Origin of the sequence: Vibrio sp. 14N.309.X.WAT.E.F5 (assembly GCF_030397615.1) — a bacterium.
GTDB classification, from domain to species: Bacteria; Pseudomonadota; Gammaproteobacteria; order Enterobacterales; family Vibrionaceae; genus Vibrio; species Vibrio lentus.
This window is the reverse complement of sequence record NZ_JAPNXR010000003.1, coordinates 140,965-161,029: the sequence shown is the minus strand read 5'-3', so window position 1 is coordinate 161,029 and position 20,065 is coordinate 140,965. Positions and strand designations below refer to the sequence as shown.

The following is a 20,065-nucleotide window of genomic DNA, read 5'->3' as shown; positions in this document are numbered from 1 at the left end:
TTTAGAGATAACTACATCTTTGTTTTTGCCATCCGTCGTCGCGGTTAGTTGATACAGTGTGGCCTTCTGTTTCAGCTCTAGCAGCAACAGTCGCCAACATATCAGTGTTGTTTTGAGTTGCTACATATTTATTGACAGCATCAACGGCATCAACGGCATCAACAGCATGAGCAGAAAGTGCTTTACCAATTAGTGCTTCATCTATTTCTCTTGGACGGTCTGTGCTTGGGTTAGCTATTGCACCAAAAGAAGTTGTTGCGATTACTGTAGCTAGAATTGTCTTTTTCATTTCATTACTTATAAAATTTCAAAGCATATATGTACGTGTTGGGTTTTGAAATAAAGCCGTTTAACCGGCTTAGAAACGTTGTTTCGTTTCGATGGTGTAAGTTATGGGTGTATGTACGAATAATGACGGGCAGTTTTAAAAGAAATTAAGTTATTGATTCATTAAGGTTATTATTGTTGTGCCTAACGCGGATTTTATTGCCGAATCTGCGTCTTCTGGACTCATTTGCTGACCTAAAATGCCTTTTAGTCGGATAATACCTTGAATTGTCTGCGGGCTAGTCTCGGCTTCCAGAGCACTTTGAATGAGCATTCTCACCAAAGAAGGAAATAAGCCTCCACCTTGGATTGCGACATCCCATGAGGACACAAATGCCTCTTTAGAAGAGAAATCTAATTGATGTGCGACCATTGGGAAGACACGACCCTGCAATGCTCTGCCAAAATCGACCAGTCGAGGATAATAATTTTGTAGTGATGAAGCTGTCACCCCGACTTCTTTGGCTATACGTCCATAGCTGATTGCATCCCAACCTTCAGTAATGAAGATGTTAAAGACAACCTCGTCATATTTCTTTTGTTTCTCTTCTTTTTCTTTTGCAGATATGCGTGCCATTCTCTTTCTCCAAATTGTTTTTGTTACTATAACGTATAAACACCTAATATCAACAAGGAGCTTGATGATCTTTGTTTAAAGGACCTTGCTAGTGACTTTTGTTATGGAGATTAATCAAAATCAGTAAACCTATTGTCTAGGTGGATGTTGTAAATTTGTGAATCTAAATTGTCTATATTCTATGCTGTGTACTGGATCTCATTTGTTATTTGAGTCCCTTGCTAAGGTTAATAATGAAATGTGCTTAATACCAATCACTTTACTCAACTTAAGAGGTTTCTATGCTAGGTGAAAATCACTCTCTTGTTCACGAATTTCCTGAAATGAAAGACAAAATTGCTGAGCTTGCTAAAACTGACGATGGCTTTGCAGCAGATATGAAGACATACGACAACCTTGATAAAGAGATTCGTAAACTAGAGCTGAAAGATTCGCCCATTGATGACGGCTCGATGCACCAACTAAAACATGATCGTTCTGAGCTTAAAGATTCACTGCATGCTCGTTTAATTGCCTAGCTAGTTATTTTGCTGAATAGCTAAATTAAATAGTTAGTTAGCAAATTGCAGATTGAGACAATAAAAACTCCTTCGGGAGTTTTTTTGTTTCTGCATTCCTGTCCCTATCTGAACACATAAGCTTGGGTTTCATTGGATATAAAAAAAGCTTAGCGCGGGGGACGCTAAGCTTCGTTGTTAAGTATGTTCTTGAACTATGTTTAGGCTGGTGGGGTTAGCCTACTTGAGAAAAGCTCACTACCTTGCTTTGTAGTTTCTCTTTCAAGTAATCGGTCACCGTTTGCTGATCTGATTCACTCATGTACAGGCCAAGCTTGGTTCTGCGCCACAAGATGTCTTCGTCAGTCATCGCCATCTCTTTATTGATCAAGTAATCGATTTCAACTTGATAAACGCCATGCGCTTCGCTTGAGAATTGGCTGCCAAGGTCAGCTTCGTTATTGGCACCTTCTAGAAGCTTCCAAGTGTAAGTACCGAATTGAGTCACGTAGCGAAGCAATAGCGCTTCAGGTGCCCAAGGGTATTTAGTGTGGATCATCTTCGCAAGTTGCTCTCTGCTACAGCTGAAGTTACCACCTGGAAGCGTGTTGTTGGCTGTCCAAGGCGCACCCATGTTGGTTAGGTGTGGTTCTAACTTCTTAAGTGCTGCTTCTCCTAGCTTACGATAAGTGGTCAACTTGCCACCGAAGATCGAAAGCAGTGGTGCTTGATCTAGCTCTGCGTCCAATTCCAATGTGTAGTCACGAGTGATCGCTTGTGGTGAATCCGATTCGTCGTCACAAAGCGGTCTTACGCCACTGTATGTCCAAACCACATCTTCACGGTCAAGTTGTTTAACAAAGTGTTGGTTAACAATATCAATCAAGTAATCCACTTCGACATCATCAATTGCTACGTTACGTGGGTCGCCTTTGTATTCAAGGTCGGTAGTACCGATGATCGAGAATTTATCTAGGTAAGGGATCATGAACACAATACGATTGTCTTTGTTTTGCAGAATGTACGCTTGTGGTTCGTCATGAATGCGTGGCACAACAATGTGTGAGCCTTTGATAAGACGAATGTTACGAGGCGAAGCCTGCTCTAGGCCATCATCAAAGAACTGTTTAACCCAAGGACCAGCAGCGTTAACAAGCGCTTTTGCTTTGCGTTCAAAGCGTTGGTTGGTCATCACATCAAGGACCGTTACATGCCAAATACCACCTTCACGGTGCGCTTTTTCAACACGGCAGTAGTTACGAACTTCTGCGTTGTTTTCTTTTGCTGCCAAAACGTTGAGCAATACCATTCGTGCATCGTCAACCCAGCAATCTGAGTATTCGAAACCGGTCTTCATTTCTGGCTTCAGTAAACCTGATTTAGCCAAGTTCACCGTTTTACTTCCAGGAAGTGTGGTGCGTTTACCCAAGTTATCGTAAAGGAATAGGCCACAGCGGATCATCCAAGCTGGACGTAAAAATGGTCGATGAGGTAAACGGAAACGCATTGGTTGAGCAACATGAGGTGCTTTTCTTAACAATACTTCGCGTTCTGCAAGCGCTTCCGAAACCAAACGAAACTCGTAATGTTCAAGGTAACGTAAGCCACCGTGGATCAGTTTTGAACTTGCAGATGAAGTAGCAGAAGCAAAATCATTTGCTTCGTATAAGCCAACGTTGAGACCGCGACCTGCTGCATCTGCCGCGATACCTGCACCATTGATGCCGCCGCCAATCACGATCAAGTCTAAAGTGGAAGATGTACTGTTGTTTGAATTATTTTGTTGAGCACTCATGATTTTGACCTCTTGCTGAGCGAACGAGCATTTTAGAACATAAGTGAATCCTATCTCAACTTTCGTTTGCGGTCATTTATTATTTTCGTTTATGCGCGTTTTATGTGATTTGGACATAAAAAAACCTCTGCTTATGAAAGCAGAGGTTCAAATGTTGGGACTCTATGTTCTGACTACCGCTCACGCATCAATAAATAAGGTCTCACTATGATTGCAGTAATTGCCGACGACGGCAGCACAGGCATAAACTCGCTTGGTACGCTAAAGGGAATTTAAAAAACCTTACGGTTTCTAACGCTGCCGAGTTCTCGGGTAAGGAATTGCACGTCGTGGTCACTCTTCCTATCTCTGAGTATTACGGAACCGACCACCGCAAGAACGAGGTAAACATCGCCAAGAAAAAAGCCAACGTAATGACCCCGGTCGCTCACGAGCAAAAGAAACCGATCACTATCTCGGAGGTGGTTGTTTACCCGGAGGGCTTGCCGGTTTCCGAGTCTGCGATTACTTCGCCACTTAGAAACCTAAACGTTGGCGACGAAGACCACACGTTCCTGTTTGACTTTGGCGGCATTACGCTCGATCTCTGCTTGTTCTCGGGCAAGGCACAACGCATCGAGCGCGCAAAATCGATAGAGCTTGGCATGTTCGACGCGTTCGAGGAAGTCCAGAATACCCAAACCAAGAAACTCAGCCCCCTAGCAATTCGCAAAGCTCTCGAAACCGGGACGGCTATGGGTGGTCGTGTTGAGGTTGTACGCGAGGAAGTTACCCGACCACTTATGCGAAAGGCCGCAACTGAGATCGTTCAATTCATAGGTGACGAGTTCATTAGTCACCATTTCGGAATCGGTGGCGGTGCTGAGTTACTTGCCAACCAATTAAAAGACCATGGCATCGATGTAACCACGTTTGAGGATTCGGTCGAAGTGTTGGCCGTATCTATCGCAGAGATTGAGAAACCTAAAAGGGAATGATAATGGTGAAGCATAAGGCACCACATTTTCTCATCGACGTATCGTATGTCGGCAGCTTGAGCAAAGGCGATAAGTCTCGCGCAATCATCGATCTGTTGATCGTTGGTATGGCCATCGAGAGACTAGACGCTAACGTTTTCGACATGGTGACGTCTATCTCTCGACGAGGTGACACGTTGACAACCTGAAAGGCTTTGCAGCTTTTGAAGTTAGCCGCACCTCAACCCGTAGCCGTCCCGGAAACCATCCCGGAACCTGAGCCCTAAACGACGTCCGAACCCAAGACGCACCCCGACCAAATGGGGCTATTAGGCGGCATGGGCGAATAAAACGAAGACTCCAAAAGGTTTTTTTGCTTTGTACTGTCCTAAATTTTGTTGACACATTTCCAACATGAAATCACATATGACTTATTCATGACTGAGGGACGGGTTGCAGAAATGGCGGGCGTGAGAGCTTCGACTTTGCAGGGTTATTACTCAAGCTGAGCGGACTTTGGTAAACCGTTGCAGGGACGAGTATTTCCTCGCATGATGGCGATGCTAGAGATATCAAGCCCGCAAGCTTTCGAGGACTCTTGGGTCAGAGCTGTGGGAGCGGTGGCTTCTTTTCTCAAGTGGTTAGAATGTTATTCCATAGCGCACTCGCAGAGAACACAAACGCGCAAACTATCAATGGAGTAAACTGGCTTGTAGGCGCATTATCTCAGAACATGACACGCGACATGTAATGGCAAGTATAAAAACTGTATTTAGAACAGCATTATTTTCCTTTACGAATCAATATATTAAAAATTAATTCGTATTTATACCAAAAGAAAGGTTGTGTTATAATAGGTATATATACATAATACATCCCATCGAAGCGGACATCGAGTTAAAGCCAAATTGAATTGGCCTTTTTTTAAACTCAATACGTACGTATACGTATATAATTTATAGGTAAATAAATTATGAAACGCACTATTTTAGCAACTCTTATCGCTGCAACTTCTTTCGGTTCTATCGCTGCTGAAACTAACATCCTAGACCCTCGTGACAAAACAGGTTACGAGCTTCTGGAAACTCTTTCAGACCTTGGAAACGGTAATGCTTCGGAACTTCGCGAGATCATGGAAAACGGCACCATTGGAGAGAAAAACGCATTCTTTGACGAAGTTAAAGGCGACATTCTTGAAATGGACAAGAAAGAGCAAGCGGCCGCGTTGATGGTAATGAATAACATCTCTGTAAGCACAAAATACGACAGCCTACTTGACCAACTGGTTAACGGTGGCAACTACTCAAACTTTTCGCCTGAGTTCAAAGCGGCTTACAACGACTTTAAAGAGTCTGATTACTACGGCGGCGATCGTTCAAATGCGGACGTTAAAAAGTTCCTTGAGAGCAAGCAACGTGACAACACGCCAGTTGAACCACGCACACTAGGCGGTCAAACTACCATTGAGCAAAAAGTAGCAGTTTTGGATCATATGATTTCTGATACTTACACAGTGACAAACTCGGGCGGTGTTGTTTCAGTTACTGATTCACAAGGCAACCAACTAACACAAGATCAAATCTTGGATGTAGTTAACGATTCTCGCAATAATGTAGGCATCAACCCACCAGTTGAAGACCTAGAGCCAATCAAGCCGATTCACCGTGGCAAACCGGGCGCGGGTGTTCCAGAATTGGGTGATGGTTGGGTTAAAGTTCCAGAAAACGGTTCTCCAATCGTTAAACTACCGACTCAACCAGTTGAAGACCTAGAGCCGCGCAACCCTGTTGTTGATGAGCGAATCGTCGAAGCGGTTACTGAATACGTTAAAAATAACAATGGCGAGGTTGGTATCCCACCAATCAACGACGGCGATTTAAACCCAATTCAGCCACCAGTTGAAGACATGCCAATCGTTGAACCTATTCAACCGGGCGAGATGGGGCAAGGTCAAGTGATCGCACACTCTCAAGCGGCACAGGCTCAAACACAAAGCCAAATCGATGAGCTTTACGCTCTAGGCAACCAAAACGCGTCAGACATCGACACTCTATTCTCTGAGGTTGACCGTCTAGACACTCGCATCGACCAAACGCAAGCTCTTAACGCTGCAACTGTGAACGCTCGCCCAATGGTTACAAACGGCATGACTGCATTCGGTGCGGGTGTTGGTTACGCGGGCTCTGAGGCTGCTCTAGCGATTGGTGTTGCTCACGCTTTCGTTGACACTGGTTGGTCTGCATCTGGTACACTGGCGGCATCTTCTGACGACGTTGTTGTTGGTGCGGGTGCTCAGTACGCATTCTAAGAATTACCTATAAAACCTAGAGTTTTGGCCGTCCTTTGGGACGGCTTTTTTTTGTTTCATAGCGGCTTTCCGGGGAACGCCGCTTTTCTCTTCAAGAAGAAGTAGTCTGTATCTCGATACCCATACCCCATTCGCTTGATTAGCTTTATCTTGTTGTTTATCCCTGCCAATGTGCAGGTGTTGAGCGGATTACTTGCCGATGCGATAATGCCGTGAAGATAAGGACTCAATTTTCGTGCGAACTCTTTCAATGGCTTAATTCCACTCTCTTGTACTTGTGTCCACCACGCCTCCCAAAGCCCTTTTGCATGTACTTCTGATTCACAATACCAAGGCTCTTGGAGTTGTACTCCGAGTATATAATTGGTCATTAAGTCCTTATTGATATTCAATATTTCGGTAAGATAGCTGTCTTGCTGTGTATTTAAATTGCCTCTGTTTTTATGCCGCATTCACGGCACTTAATCCTTCGAGTTTGAAAGGAAAGTTCAACAGGAACACCGAGCAACATCGCTTCTTTTACATGACGCCATTGATACTTATGGATAGTCTCGGCCTCAAGGCCAAAAGGGCATTTAGCCTCAGAGTTAGGTTTAAGAGTCAGGATAATAAGTGATGCTGTCTGGTGAGACTTTACTATTTTAAAGCCTTCCCAGAATGAAGATAGAAAAGTCTCATTCGGCATGAAAACGGTAGTTTGTGTATGATTTTTGTTTGGCGACTAAACCGTATCACTTACTACCGTTTTTGTTTTTAGTTCACGCTAATCCGCGATGAACCATAAAAAAGCCAGCTATCGATAAGTGTTTATCAATAGAACTGGCTTTTGATTGCTCACGAATGCGAGTGCTTAACTCCATTCAACTCAATTTAATCTAGCTTGGCTTAGCAGGGGCTATTCACTGGGTGTTGAAGGTTGAGCGGTATCGATGACTTCTAACGGAATGTCTGAATCTTTAAGGATGTTGAGAATCTCTTCCGGTGGCTGCTTATTAGTAAACACCATGTGTGCTTGAGAGATATTACCGAGCTTAACCATCGCATTACGACCAAACTTAGTATGGTCGACGGCTAAGAAGATACTGCGGCTGTTTTCGATGATGGCTTGTTTCACTCGAACTTCGTGGTAATCAAAGTCGAGCAACGAGCCGTCAAAGTCGATGCCACTGATACCTAAAATGCCGAAATCGAGGCGGAACTGCTTCACGAAATCGAGTGTCGCTTCACCGACAATGCCACCATCGCGGTTACGTACTTCACCGCCCGCTAAGATAACTTTTATCTCTGGGTTCGGTAGAAGGATGCTCGCAACATTGATGTTGTTGGTCACGACTCTTAATTGTTTGTGATTTTTGTTGAGTGCGCGAGCGACCGATTCTGGTGTGGTGCCTATATCAACAAACAGGGTTGCGCCATCTGGAATGTGTTTAACCAGTTCATCGGCGATCACGTCTTTTTCGTTGAAGTTAAGCGCTTTACGCGTGTTATAAGAGGTGTTTTCCGAGCTTAAAGGAATGGTTGCACCACCATGATAGCGACGAATTTTGTTGCTATCGGCCAGTTCATTGAGGTCTCGTCTGATGGTTTGTGGGCTGACATCGAACTTTTCAACGAGCTCTTCGGTACTCACATATCCTTGTGTTTTTACCAGATCTACAATCTGCTGGTGTCTTGGTATCTGCTTCACTTAACTTACCACTCCCTGCGCGCAAAGGGCTCTAGCGCGTCAAAATCGAAAATATAAACTCACGCTATTGTGCTCGAATTGATGAAAAGAGAGAAGTAATGATGGTAAGGAATCATGTCTAAACCGCAAAAACGCTGCTCAAAACATGGAATTTGAGCCTGAAACGCAAAAAAGAGCACAAAATAGTGCTCTTTTTAGTTTCGTTTGCTGAGGTTCGAACAATCTAATCGATTAATAAGGGATTATTCGTGCTCCTCTGTTAACTCACGCTTAGATTACTCTTCGTCGTCATCGTGCAGTTCAGACCAAACCTGTGCACACTTGATAGCACGCTTCCAGCCTTTGTAACGGCGGTTACGCTTCTCTTCGTCGTGGTGTGGCATGAAGGTGCGGTCAAGAACGGCTTTGTCTTGAAGCTCATCAATGCTGTCCCAGAAACCAACCGCTAGGCCAGCAAGGTAAGCGGCACCCAGAGCGGTCACTTCCGTTACTTCAGGGCGGTGAACTTCAGTATCAAGCACGTCTGATTGGAATTGCATTAGGAAGTTATTCGCTACTGCGCCGCCATCAACACGTAGTTTCGCTAGCTTGATGCCAGAGTCAGCTTGCATCGCGTCTAGTACGTCACGAGTTTGGTAAGCAATACCTTCCAGCGTTGCACGGATGATGTGGTTAGAGTTAACACCACGAGTTAGACCGACAATCGTACCGCGAGCATAAGCATCCCAGTATGGTGCGCCTAGGCCAGTAAATGCAGGAACCACGTAAACGCCGTTTGAAGAGTCTACTTTGGTTGCGAAGTACTCAGAGTCTTCTGCGCCAGCCAGCAGCTTCATTTCATCACGTAGCCATTGGATAGATGCGCCACCCATGAATACCGCACCTTCAAGCGCGTATGCAGGTTCGCCTTTAGGGCCACATGCTAGCGTTGTTAGTAGGCCATTTTTCGATGTTACCTTCTCTTGGCCTGTGTTCATTAGAAGGAAACAACCCGTGCCGTAAGTATTCTTAGCTTGGCCTGCTTCTACACACATTTGACCGTAAAGTGCAGCTTGTTGGTCACCCGCAATACCAGCGATTGGGATACGCGTACCGCCTTTACCACCAAGGTTCGTTTGACCGTAAACCTCTGAAGAGCGCTTCACTTCAGGCATCATGACTGATGGAATGCCCATTTCATCAAGTAGCTTCTGGTCCCAGCATAGGTCATTGATGTTGAACAACATAGTACGTGACGCGTTGGTGTAATCCGTAACGTGAACACGTCCTTGAGTCATTTTCCAAACCAGCCAAGTATCAACCGTACCGAACAATAGTTTGCCAGCTTCAGCGTCTTCACGAGCGCCTTCAACGTTGTCTAGAATCCATTTTACTTTGGTACCTGAGAAATACGGGTCAAGGACTAAACCTGTATTGTCACGTACGTAATCTTCTAGGCCACGCGCTTTAAGGTCTTCACAGATATCTGCTGTACGGCGACACTGCCATACGATTGCGTTGTAAACCGGTTTGCCAGTTTCTTTGTTCCAAACAATGGTGGTTTCACGTTGGTTAGTGATACCGATACCCGCTAGCTCGTCGCTGCGAATGCCTGCTTTAGCAAGAGCTTCAACCAATGTAGAGCTTTGAGTTGCCCAGATTTCCATTGGATCGTGCTCAACCCAACCCGCTTTCGGGTAAATCTGAGTGAATTCTCTTTGAGAAGAGCTAACGATGTTTGCATCGTGGTCGAGGATTACAGCGCGAGAACTTGTGGTGCCTTGGTCTAGGGCAACAATGTATTTTTGCTCGGTCATGGTAAGAATCCTTTTTCTTTCGTTATTTATATTTTAGTAAATGTAAGGTCGCTTAGGGATTAAGCTTGAGCTTGTTCAGCTTCTTCTTCTGTTTCACATTGGTTTGGAATTGTGCAGCCTTGGCCTTCTACTGGTAGGTAAGCACCGATAACACGTGGGTACAACCAACCACCAAAACACGCACCAGCAATTGGAGCAAGAATTGGAACGATGAAGTAAGGAATATCACGAGCACCGCTTAGTGCGAAATCCCAACCTGCAAAGTAAGCAAAAAGTTTTGGCCCAAAGTCACGAGCAGGGTTCATCGCAAAGCCAGTCAGTGGACCTAAAGAACCACCAATTACTGCGATAAGAATACCGATCAGTAGAGGATTCATTGCACCGCGAGATGCGCCGTTGTTTTCATCACCTAACGCTAAGATAGCGAACATCAAAACAGCAGTAATCACAAATTCCACAGCAAAAGCGCCAAAGAAAGAAAGTGAAGCATGTGGGTATGTTGAGAAAATACCTGCTGTTGATAGTGCGTCTTGGCTGCTACGAACAAAGTTATGCGCAATTTCGTAATCAGTAAATAGGTTGCTGTACAGGCTGTATACCAGCGCAGCAGAGCAGAATGCGCCAAGCAGTTGCGAAATGATGTAAGGCACCACTTTCGCCTTATCAAAGCCATGGAACATTGCCAGTGCGATGGTCACTGCAGGGTTAATGTGTGCGCCAGAAACACCAGCAGTACAGTAAATCGCGATAGCAACACCGAAGCCCCAGATGATGCTGATTTCCCATTGTCCGAATGTTGCACCGGTTAATACCAGTGCTGCCACACAGCCAACGCCAAAAAATATGAGCAATCCTGTGCCGATAAATTCGGCTAAGCATTGCCCAAATAAAGAAGGGTGTTTATTTGTTGTCATGTTCGAGTCCTTTTTAGTTTTGCTTATCTAGCACGTGTATTGTGCATATATTTGCGAACTCGAAAATAAACGAACATCAAAAGTGAGCGTTTGAGCATAAAATTGTTAATTAAAGTCACTTGAAATGTTAATCCGAACACTTTTGCTCGAAAAAGATGCTCGCATGAACGTCATTGCTCGAATTGATAGGTTGCGAAGTCGCTCAAACTACCTATATGTAAATGAATGCGCAACTGGTACGAGGAGTTTATGTTTGGATTTGTGATGCTACTTCGTGAGTGGTGGATTATTAGACTTAATTAGGGAGGGCTGTGTGATGTTTTTGCTATGTAACAAGGGCGTTAACAAATGAGCTTATATGCATAAATGAATAAACTGCCAACTAAGTTGTAGTTTGGCAGTTTCAATTTGGGTATTTGTTCTTGTTATAAGTTAAGAACTTACAGCTCTAAACCAGAGCTGCAACCTTTCCTCTCGCAACCAATTGAGCTCGGATCGAGTCATACACCCAGTTGAACGCAATCGCGTAAAGTACGAAGAAGATAACAATTCCGATATCCATTACTAATACAGTCCAGAAATCGAGTTGAAGTACCCACATCAGTAGCGGGAACGTCACCAGCATCAAACCCAGTTCGAAACCTAAGCCGTGCAGAATACGTGTTTTCTTGGTTCGTTTGCTGCGGTCAGCGCCGTAAATCTTGTCGTAACCGTAGTTGTAGACGTAGTTCCACGTCATCGCTATCAGCGACAAAGACAGTGCCAAGCCTGCCATTTTTACTGCTCCGCCACCGACAATGTAAGTTGCCGCCACGGCCATCAAAATCAAAGCTGCTAATTCAAATAGCACCATGTGTAACATGCGTTCTTTATGTGACATCTTTTTACTCTCTTTATGTTTTCTAGCCTCTATGGGCTAATGACTTGCCTAGATAATATCTATTTAAGTGATAATATAAAGATAGTTAGCATCACATATGGTGATAGTAAGTGTTGGGAGAAACTGAATGTACAACATAGAACAGTTGAAGATGTTTGTGTATGCCGTTGAATTAGGGTCATTTTCTGCCAGTGCTCGCGAGTTAGGTAAGGTACAGTCGGCGGTGAGCCAAGGTATCAGTAATCTTGAAATAGATTTTAATGTTCAACTTTTTGACCGTTCGACACGCAAGCCAACGCTGACGGCGCAAGGTCAGCAGATTTTCAAGCAGGTCAAAGCGATTATTCTACAAGTGGAAGATCTCAACTTGTCGGTCAATGCCATCAATAATCAAGAGGAAGGGCTACTGCGTATCGCTTTAGACGATGCCTTGTTACTTCCTTCATTGCCCAAGGTGTTGGATAAGTTCAGCCGAACATTCCCAGCGACAGAAATTGAGTTAATGGCAGCGGCGAGTACCGATGTGAACCGCTTGGTGTCACAAGACCGCGCAGATATCGGCCTGATGTTTACTGACCTCGCTTTTCATGCCGATTCAGAGCCGTGCTTTATCGGTAATCTGCCTTTTGTTGCTGTGTGTCATCCAAGTCATGCTTTAGCTGAAGTGTCGGTTGCGAAGTTGCCCGACTTTATTTCTCATCGACAGCTTATTCTACGAGGCAACAAAGGTAAGGTGATTGACCATTTTCCAGTGGTAGCGGGCAAGGTGTGGTGGGCGAACAGCTTTGTTGCCATCAAGGAGATGATCGTACATAGCTCGGTGGGTTGGGCATACTTACCGAGTTATTTGGTGGAACATGAGATTCAACAAGGGAAGCTTAACCAGATAAACGTCTCGTTTGACCATAAAACATGGTCGCCTCCTGTCGATTTGGTGATCTCCAAGAAAGCGATGAAAGGGCCGGGTTTGCTGTGGTTGGAAGAGCATCTCAAAACCTTACTCGATTGATCTTTTCCAAACCGTAGACAAATGAAAGGGCTTACCCCGAAAGGTAAGCCCTTAGTTTTTCTAATCTTCTGCTAGATGCTAGATGCTAGATGCTAGATTTAACCGTCAGACCGTTGTAGTACTTGTCTTTCATCTTAAGCGCAACGTTCACTAGGTAAATCAGCACGGGTACTTCAATTAGTGGGCCGATAACGCCTGCAAACGCTTGGTCTGAGTTAATGCCGAATACTGAGATAGCAACGGCAATCGCTAGCTCGAAGTTGTTACCTGTCGCAGTGAAGGCAATAGATGCGTTTTTGTCGTACTCAATGCCCATCTTCTTACCAATGAAGAAGCTGATGAAGAACATCGCTGTGAAGTAGATAGTCAGTGGAACCGCAATCAACAATACGTCCATTGGTAGCTCAACAATCATCTCGCCTTTTAGGCTGAACATCAGAACGATAGTCGCCAGTAGTGCAATCAGTGTGATTGGAGAGATGCGTGGAATAAACACATCGTTGTACCACTGCTCGCCTTTCATCGATACAAGGATCTTACGGCTTAGGAAGCCTGCTAGGAATGGGATACCTAGGTAGATAAGAACACTGTGTGCAATATCGATCATCGAGATATCAACCATCATGCCTTCGTAACCAAATACTGGTGGAAGAACGCTGATGAATAGCCACGCCATAAAGCTGTAGCTCACCACTTGGAATGCACTGTTTAGAGCAACTAATGCCGCACCGTATTCTTTGTTACCGCCGCCGATGTCGTTCCAAACCAGAACCATTGCCACACAACGAGCAAGACCAATCAGAATGACGCCGACCATGTAACCTGGGTGGTCGCCTAAGAATGTTAGCGCCAACACAAACATCAGAGTTGGGCCAACAAACCAGTTCATGATCAGAGACAGTTTGATGGCTTTCTTATCTTTGACCACAGTGCCTAATAGGTTGTAGTTAACCTTAGCCAAAGGTGGATACATCATTAAGATAAGGCCAATTGCCAGTGGAATGTTGGTTGTGCCAACAGACATTGATTCGTTCCACTGTTCGATTTGTGGAAACAAGGTGCCAAGCAGTACACCAATGCCCATGGCGATGAAGATCCACAGCGTTAAGTAGCGATCGAGAAAACCTAATTTTGGTTTCATTATATTATCTCTTTGGTTGTTATCGTTAATCGTCGAAAAGCGATATTTAAAGGCAAAAAATACGCTTAGTTTATTGTGTTCGACAAACTAAGCGTGGTTAATCTATTTTAAAATGGTGTCGATAAGCGATTCAAATTTCTGAATATTATCTCGGTTAATGCGATAGCACATCTTCGGTGGTATCGATTCAGCAGTGATGAAGCCTGAGGTTTTCAATATTCTTAGGTGCTCTGATACTGTTGATTGAGCCAAACCTAATTCACTCACCAAGTCACTGTTCAAACAGCCGCCCGATTTTTCTAACGTTGAAAGGATACTCAATATACGAACTCTTGCCGGGTGAGCGAGCGCTTTCGCTAGAGTTGCCATTTGCTTTTCAGCTTCGACATCACCATGTTCGATTGGTAGAGCACAGCCACCAGTTGTAGAGCAAGTTTCGTTCATATTGATGTTTCGCTTTTCATAATCGTTAAAAGACGATTAATAGTAAGCCCATTTTATATAAGGGTCAATGTGATCTTTCAATTTGCTTTTAAATTGGATGCCAAAATCCATATTTATCATTGAAATTCAATGGACTAAGACTTGGATGAACCAAACCAGTATAACGGCCACTTTTGTTGTGAATCGCTGTTATTCAATAGCGCACTAATACAAACTAAAGCGATGCTGCCTACTAATACGGGAGTGAATAAGAACGTCCAATCCATATGTGCGGTACCTGCCAAGGCTATCACAATCGGATTAGCGCCAGCGGGTGGGTGAACCGCTCGACAGTATTGCATTAGCATGATGGATGAGCCGACAGCGATTGCCATAGTCAAATAAGAATCCCCAAAGCCATATAACGCGATTAAGCCCACAGCAGCTGAAATAAAGTGTCCCGCAATGACGTTTCTAGGTTGAGCTAACGGCGATGTTGGCACCGCAAACAGCAGTACGCACGTCGCACCAAATGGAGCCATTAACCACGGGAAACCAGAACTTTCGGCTAATAGACACAAGGTTAAGATGCCCAGTGTACCGCCAATAAAACCTTTAATAAGCTGGCTAATGCTTGCTTTCGGAGGAAGGGCTCCACCACCAGATAGTTTGCTGATCATAATCGTTTCCTCTTCGTTATCTCTTTTATATTAAGTGTACAGATCTGTACCGTTTGATTTGGATGATACAGATCTGTACACTTCTTGCAATGAGAAATTGAGCTCTACGATTTCAGAGCGATTTGAGGTTGATGAACGATGAGTAAAAAAGATCTGATTCTGGATGTAGCAGAATCGTTGTTTAATCAGTTTGGTTATACCGCTGTTGGGGTGGATATGATTAGAGATGAGGCTGCGGTTTCCAAAACATCCATGTATCGCCATTTTGGTTCGAAGACCAAGCTGATTGAAGCCGTGTTAGAAAGGCGTCATCAGCGTTTCGAGTCGAGTTTAGAAGCGGCGCTATCATCAACGTCTGGATTACAAAACCAACTGGATGCGCTGTTAGATTGGCACCTTGCATGGTTTGAACAACCTGACTTTAAAGGCTGTATGTTTATGCACGCGCTAGCCGAATTTAAAGAGTCGGAAGATGACATTGCGATGCTCTCGCGACAGCACAAGGTTTGGCTCAAAAACAGCATTCGTGATGTGGTAAGAGGTAATGAAGAAGTAGACACTGCAATACTCGAATTACGCAGTGAATCGGTTATGACTTTTATCGAAGGACTTATTGTAAGAGGTGAATTTGGTCAGCTTGATTCAAAGTCAGACTCAAACAGACAAGCCTACCGAAAACCATTGCATTCACTGGCTATTCTAGCGATATAATCGAACGCAGAACCGTTACACAAGATAACGAAAAATCATAATTTACACTTTAATCTTTACTTATAGGTAAGCCCTCAAATGCCACAACAGAACATCAAATTTATCGCTGCTGATATGGACGGCACTCTGCTTAATGAACACGGAAAGTTAGACCCAGAATTCTTCAATCTTTATGAGCGACTAGAAGCTCAAGACATCATTTTTGCTGCGGCATCGGGCCGCCAGTACTACAGCTTGATGGAAACCTTTTCCCCGCTAAAAGATCGCATGATGTTCGTTGCTGAAAACGGCACATTAGTGATGCACAAAGGCCAAGAGCTCTACAGCTGCTTACTTGATACTGATGCCATCAAAGACATCATCAAAGAAGCGCGTGCCATTGAAGGTGCACATGTGGTGCTTTGTGGTAAGAAATCAGCGTACATCGAAACCAAAGATGAGCGTGCTCTAGCGGAGATCTCTAAGTACTACCATCGCCGTGAGCAAGTAGAAGATTTACTGGCGGTAGACGACGATTTCATTAAGGTGGCTATCTGTCACTTCGACGGTTCACAAGAGAAAGTGAACCCAACTATTGATGCCAAGTTTGGTGAGAACTACCAAGTGGTTGTGAGTGCGAAAATTTGGTTGGATGTGATGAATGCTGAAGCGTCAAAAGGTGCGGCGATTAAGCACCTACAAAACACATTAGGCTTCACTTACGAGCAGACCATGAGCTTTGGTGATTACCTAAATGACTTGGAAATGCTTAAAGAGAGCTATCACTCTTACGCGATGGAAAACGCACATCCAAAGTTAAAAGAGATTGCGCGTTTTGGCGCGCCAAGTAACGTTGACGCGGGTGTGTTTCAAGTACTTGAGAAGTTGCTAGCGTAACACTCTTAAGCTCGATTCGATTTTTATCAAAGCCAACTCGTGAAAATGAGTTGGCTTTTTTGTTGGCTGCTAGTGTATTTATCTAGATTGAACGATTGTTCAAGATGGTGTAACTTGTAGTTAATCAGTAGTCTTAGTGATAAAGATGGGTATTCACTTTGTATTGGATACGCCTTATCAACCACATTTGGAATGACGATGAGCAAGAAACTTCAACTTGATATTATTTCTGACGTAATGTGCCCATGGTGCGTGGTCGGCTACAAAAACTTAGAGCAAGCTATTACGGAACTTGGCTTAGCGGAGCAAATTGAACTTGAATGGCAGCCGTTTGAGCTAAATCCCGATATGCCGCAAGAGGGTGAAAACCTGCGTGACCATATCATGAGAAAATACGGCTCTAGCGCAGAAGAGAGTCAAAGTTCACGCGAACAGCTTGCGGCGCGTGGCAAAGCGGTTGGTTTCGATTTCAACTTCTATGACAGCATGAGAATGGTCAATTCACGTCACTTGCATGTGCTGCTCGATTTCGCGTTGGCGCATGGCAAACAGACTGAGTTAAAGCTACGTTTCTTTACTGCTCATTTTTCACAGCAGAAAGATTTGTCCGATCTTGAGGTTATCGCGCAAGAACTTGAAGCAGTTGGCTTAGACTCAACGAAGGCACTGAAGCGCCTAAAGAACACCGACAACTTGAAGCAAATTGAAGCGCAAGAGTTTGAATGGCAACGCATGAGAATCTCAGCGGTTCCTACCGTGGTATTCAACCGAAAGAGTGCAGTCACTGGTGCGCAGACGGTCGAAACGTACAAGCAAATTCTTCAAGAACTTATTGCTGAATCATAAGCCGATTATTGGTATCAATTAGAGTCTGAATTACATGGAATCATTGTCACTCGCTCAAGCGCAAAAAATTGTACTGCTTTCGCAAAAATTGCCACCTAAAAAGCAACGCAATGGAGGCGCTTTGGCTAATACCCTGTCTGCGATTGAAAACCTTGGGTATGTGCAAATTGATACCATCTCTGTGATTCAGCGAGCTCACCATCATACGCTGTGGAATCGTAATCAAGACTACAAGCTTGATCATCTGGATAAGCTGTTAGAGCGTCGAGAAGTGTTTGAGTATTGGTCGCACGCCGCGGCGTATTTACCCATGCGTGACTACCGCTTCAGCCTGCATCGAAAGAACGGGTTTGCGAGCGGTAAGCTTAAACATTGGTATAAAAAGGATGACGCACTGATGGCGCATGTTCTCAAACGTATTGAGAACGAAGGGCCATTGATGGCGAAAGATTTTGAAGGGGATAGACCAAACCCCGGTGGATGGGGTGGAAAACCTGCCAAACAGGCACTAGAGACTTTGTTTATGCAAGGTGACTTAATGGTGCCGAGCCGAGTGAACTTCCATAAGGTGTATGACCTAACCGAACGAGTTTTGCCGAGTGGCATTGATACGTCTGAACCAACGGAACAAGAGTACAGCGAGCATCTGATCACGCGCTATTTAGAAGCAAATGGTGTGGGAATAGTGTCGGAAATGAGCTATCTACTCAAGAACACAAAACCTCTGATTCAGACAACACTCCAACAGATGCTTGAAGATAATCAAGTGGCGAAGGTGGATGTTCAAGGCTCTGATTATTATGTGTTGCCTAATGCGTTTGAACTGCTGAATCAGCCTCTTTCTCGAACTAAGTTAAAGATACTTTCTCCGTTCGATAACCTGTTGATTCAACGTAAGCGAATGCAATCATTGTTCAACTTTGATTACCTTCTTGAGTGTTATGTACCTGAAGCTAAGCGTCAGTTTGGTTATTTTAGCTTACCGATTCTCTGGCAAGGTGAGCTGGTGGCACGAATGGATTGTAAGGTTGATAGGAAGAGTGGCTTACTCAATATTCGCAACTTGGTTGTGGAAGACAGGATCAAAAACCATGAGTCGTTGGTTCATGCTTTATGCGATGAGCTAAAACACTTCATGGTGTTCAACCAATGCGATGAGCTGATCGTCCATAACATCACACCTTCTGATCTTGGCAAGCGCTTAATGAGCCATTGGCAAACAATCTAGCGGTTTTGTTGTTTAAAAAACTCTTCGTTACTTAGAAGCCTCTTTGCTAATTCGCAGCGCTTAGTTACTCAGAAAGAGAGGCTAATAAAAACTCGACAAAAGTTCGGTTCTTTAAAGAAAGTTGCTTAGTTTTGTAGAGCAAGTGAATCGGCTTTGGTAACGGCGCCATGCCGGGCAAGATCTCCAATAGCATTCCACGCTCAATTTCTTCGGCAACTAAGATAGTCGGCTGTAACAACACGCCTACGCCTTGAAGGGCAGCATATCGCAATACATCCCCATTGTTCGACATCAAACGTACTTGTCCTTTGTTCCCCGGAGTGTGAGTTGCTTGGTGACTCTGAGGATCTCGGGATTGAGGTTCACTATTTTGGATATGACGGATGTGAGTATCACGTCCAATAATGTCACGACGACTGCTATAGCTGAATCCAAGCGATGGGTGTTGTGCAAGGTCTTCCAACACACGAATCTCAGCATGTTGATTAAGGTACTCAGGAGCCGCGCAGTAACACATCTTATAATCGCCTAAGTATCTGGCGACTAAACTGGAATCAGACAGGTCACCGATGCGCACAATCAAATCAATATCGGATGAATAAGGATCGACAAGGTCGTTGTTCAGCACGAGTTCGACATTAATCGTTGGGTGATGCGCGAGGAACTTAGCCACAATCGGGGCAAGCACCTTGTTCCCATAGGTGACCGGGCAGTTTATCTTTACCGTCCCTTGTGGCTGGTTCTCCAAGGTTTGAATTAGGTTTTCAGCATTGCTGATGTCTTCGAGAATTCGTTTACATTCTCGATAATAAAGCTGACCTGAATCGGTTAAAGACTGCTTACGCGTGGTGCGATGAATCAGTTGAGAGTTGAGGCTCGTTTCAAGATGGTGGACATGTTTACTGATCATGGTCGCCGACAGGTTGAAGTGGTTGGCGGCACTGCGAAAGCTGCCTTGCTCGACCACGTAAATGAAGACCTTCATGCTGGTTAACTTATCCATTGAACACTCTCGGTTGATAAATAATAAACAAAAGGTGAGTTTATCAATTATTAGGGGTTAATTATATTAATGGCAAACCGATAATTAACAAAAATAAGAGCGTGAAATGCCTCAAACAAACGAAACCATCTTTGTTACTGCCGAACTTAAGATCAAAACCAACATTGATCGTGAGGCTGCGATTGAAGCCATCGAACAGTTTTGCCTAGATATGCAGAGTGAGCAGGGTTGCTTACAAGCGATTGCAACCTATGATCAAAACCAAAGCGATCGCGTGATCTTGCTAGAGCAATACGTTAACCGTGAAGCGATCAATCAGCACTTTGGAATGCCTCATACTCAAGCGTTTATTGAGCGTGATATAACGGAATTAGTACAAGCATTTGAAACTCATAAGAAGGAGATCTAAGC

22 protein-coding genes are annotated in these 20,065 nt (G+C 44.3%); 10 read left to right on the top strand and 12 right to left on the bottom strand.

The features are described 5' to 3' along the window. Position 1 precedes the first annotated feature (1 nt). Both OW495_RS05085 and OW495_RS05080 read right to left on the bottom strand, forming a co-directional pair. Complete coding sequence (locus OW495_RS05085; protein ID WP_289885357.1) at positions 2–289, bottom strand: hypothetical protein; 288 nt, start codon at positions 287–289, stop codon at positions 2–4. 150 nt (positions 290–439) lie between these two features. Continuing rightward, positions 440–904 carry a hypothetical protein gene (locus tag OW495_RS05080; protein ID WP_076668485.1) on the bottom strand — a complete coding sequence of 155 codons (465 nt, stop codon included), beginning with the start codon at positions 902–904 and terminating at the stop codon, positions 440–442. 281 nt (positions 905–1,185) lie between these two features. Between OW495_RS05080 and OW495_RS05075 the strand changes: the two genes are divergently transcribed. Further along, a complete protein-coding gene (locus OW495_RS05075) occupies positions 1,186–1,422 on the top strand; it encodes a YdcH family protein (protein ID WP_012600119.1) in 237 nt (78 codons plus the stop codon). Positions 1,423–1,636: 214 nt separating this feature from the next. Here the strand turns inward: OW495_RS05075 and glpD are convergent, their stop codons facing one another. Then, the gene (gene glpD / locus OW495_RS05070) at positions 1,637–3,196 is read right to left on the bottom strand and encodes a glycerol-3-phosphate dehydrogenase (protein ID WP_289885352.1); all 1,560 of its coding nucleotides are present in this window, start codon (positions 3,194–3,196) and stop codon (positions 1,637–1,639) included. A 320-nt stretch (positions 3,197–3,516) separates the two neighbouring features. Between glpD and parM the strand changes: the two genes are divergently transcribed. The 3 genes from parM to OW495_RS05055 all read left to right on the top strand — a co-directional run bounded on the left by parM (position 3,517) and on the right by OW495_RS05055 (position 6,460). After that, on the top strand, positions 3,517–4,173 hold the full coding sequence (gene parM / locus OW495_RS05065) for a plasmid segregation protein ParM domain-containing protein (RefSeq protein WP_289885351.1): 657 nt from the start codon (positions 3,517–3,519) through the stop codon (positions 4,171–4,173). A 2-nt stretch (positions 4,174–4,175) separates the two neighbouring features. Further along, positions 4,176–4,361: a hypothetical protein gene (locus OW495_RS05060; protein ID WP_102307557.1), complete on the top strand. Its 186-nt coding sequence runs from the start codon at positions 4,176–4,178 to the stop codon at positions 4,359–4,361. A 764-nt stretch (positions 4,362–5,125) separates the two neighbouring features. Beyond that, positions 5,126–6,460 (top strand): YadA C-terminal domain-containing protein, encoded by a 1,335-nt coding sequence (locus OW495_RS05055; protein WP_289885348.1) that lies wholly within the window; start codon positions 5,126–5,128, stop codon positions 6,458–6,460. Positions 6,461–6,516: 56 nt separating this feature from the next. On the opposite strand, the gene OW495_RS05050 is transcribed toward OW495_RS05055, so the two are convergent. The 5 genes from OW495_RS05050 to OW495_RS05030 all read right to left on the bottom strand — a co-directional run bounded on the left by OW495_RS05050 (position 6,517) and on the right by OW495_RS05030 (position 11,737). Next, positions 6,517–6,912, bottom strand: a complete 396-nt coding sequence (locus OW495_RS05050; protein WP_289885346.1) for a transposase — start codon at positions 6,910–6,912, stop codon at positions 6,517–6,519. A gap of 443 nt (positions 6,913–7,355) precedes the next feature. Further along, positions 7,356–8,147 carry a DeoR/GlpR family transcriptional regulator gene (locus OW495_RS05045; RefSeq protein WP_265973009.1) on the bottom strand — a complete coding sequence of 264 codons (792 nt, stop codon included), beginning with the start codon at positions 8,145–8,147 and terminating at the stop codon, positions 7,356–7,358. A 275-nt stretch (positions 8,148–8,422) separates the two neighbouring features. Next, entirely contained in the window at positions 8,423–9,943 is a 1,521-nt protein-coding gene (glpK, locus tag OW495_RS05040; RefSeq protein ID WP_076679410.1) for a glycerol kinase GlpK, read from the bottom strand. Between the two features lie 59 nt (positions 9,944–10,002). Then, positions 10,003–10,857 (bottom strand): MIP/aquaporin family protein, encoded by an 855-nt coding sequence (locus OW495_RS05035; protein WP_004732234.1) that lies wholly within the window; start codon positions 10,855–10,857, stop codon positions 10,003–10,005. A gap of 448 nt (positions 10,858–11,305) precedes the next feature. Then, entirely contained in the window at positions 11,306–11,737 is a 432-nt protein-coding gene (locus tag OW495_RS05030) for a PACE efflux transporter (RefSeq protein WP_102361984.1), read from the bottom strand. A gap of 127 nt (positions 11,738–11,864) precedes the next feature. Here OW495_RS05030 and OW495_RS05025 point away from each other — a divergent pair, with 127 nt between their 5' ends. Beyond that, positions 11,865–12,746, top strand: coding sequence for a LysR family transcriptional regulator (locus OW495_RS05025; RefSeq protein WP_102542001.1), 882 nt, complete (start codon positions 11,865–11,867; stop codon positions 12,744–12,746). 85 nt (positions 12,747–12,831) lie between these two features. On the opposite strand, the gene arsB is transcribed toward OW495_RS05025, so the two are convergent. From arsB to OW495_RS05010, 3 genes are all read right to left on the bottom strand, one after another. Further along, complete coding sequence (gene arsB / locus OW495_RS05020; protein WP_102542000.1) at positions 12,832–13,887, bottom strand: ACR3 family arsenite efflux transporter; 1,056 nt, start codon at positions 13,885–13,887, stop codon at positions 12,832–12,834. Positions 13,888–13,989: 102 nt separating this feature from the next. Next, complete coding sequence (locus OW495_RS05015) at positions 13,990–14,331, bottom strand: winged helix-turn-helix domain-containing protein (RefSeq protein ID WP_102541999.1); 342 nt, start codon at positions 14,329–14,331, stop codon at positions 13,990–13,992. Between the two features lie 134 nt (positions 14,332–14,465). After that, positions 14,466–14,990 carry an HPP family protein gene (locus OW495_RS05010; RefSeq protein ID WP_102541998.1) on the bottom strand — a complete coding sequence of 175 codons (525 nt, stop codon included), beginning with the start codon at positions 14,988–14,990 and terminating at the stop codon, positions 14,466–14,468. 138 nt (positions 14,991–15,128) lie between these two features. Between OW495_RS05010 and OW495_RS05005 the strand changes: the two genes are divergently transcribed. From OW495_RS05005 to OW495_RS04990, 4 genes are all read left to right on the top strand, one after another. After that, positions 15,129–15,701 (top strand): TetR/AcrR family transcriptional regulator, encoded by a 573-nt coding sequence (locus OW495_RS05005; protein WP_289885322.1) that lies wholly within the window; start codon positions 15,129–15,131, stop codon positions 15,699–15,701. 78 nt (positions 15,702–15,779) lie between these two features. Beyond that, positions 15,780–16,577, top strand: coding sequence for a Cof-type HAD-IIB family hydrolase (locus OW495_RS05000; RefSeq protein ID WP_289885321.1), 798 nt, complete (start codon positions 15,780–15,782; stop codon positions 16,575–16,577). A gap of 198 nt (positions 16,578–16,775) precedes the next feature. Beyond that, positions 16,776–17,423 (top strand): DsbA family oxidoreductase, encoded by a 648-nt coding sequence (locus OW495_RS04995; RefSeq protein WP_289885319.1) that lies wholly within the window; start codon positions 16,776–16,778, stop codon positions 17,421–17,423. A gap of 34 nt (positions 17,424–17,457) precedes the next feature. Further along, positions 17,458–18,651, top strand: a complete 1,194-nt coding sequence (locus tag OW495_RS04990) for a crosslink repair DNA glycosylase YcaQ family protein (RefSeq protein ID WP_289885318.1) — start codon at positions 17,458–17,460, stop codon at positions 18,649–18,651. Positions 18,652–18,715: 64 nt separating this feature from the next. Here OW495_RS04990 and OW495_RS04985 read toward each other — a convergent pair whose 3' ends face one another. Then, positions 18,716–19,654 (bottom strand): LysR substrate-binding domain-containing protein, encoded by a 939-nt coding sequence (locus OW495_RS04985; protein WP_289885317.1) that lies wholly within the window; start codon positions 19,652–19,654, stop codon positions 18,716–18,718. 106 nt (positions 19,655–19,760) lie between these two features. Here OW495_RS04985 and OW495_RS04980 point away from each other — a divergent pair, with 106 nt between their 5' ends. Then, entirely contained in the window at positions 19,761–20,063 is a 303-nt protein-coding gene (locus OW495_RS04980; RefSeq protein ID WP_289885316.1) for an antibiotic biosynthesis monooxygenase, read from the top strand. The last annotated feature ends 2 nt before the right edge of the window (positions 20,064–20,065 follow it).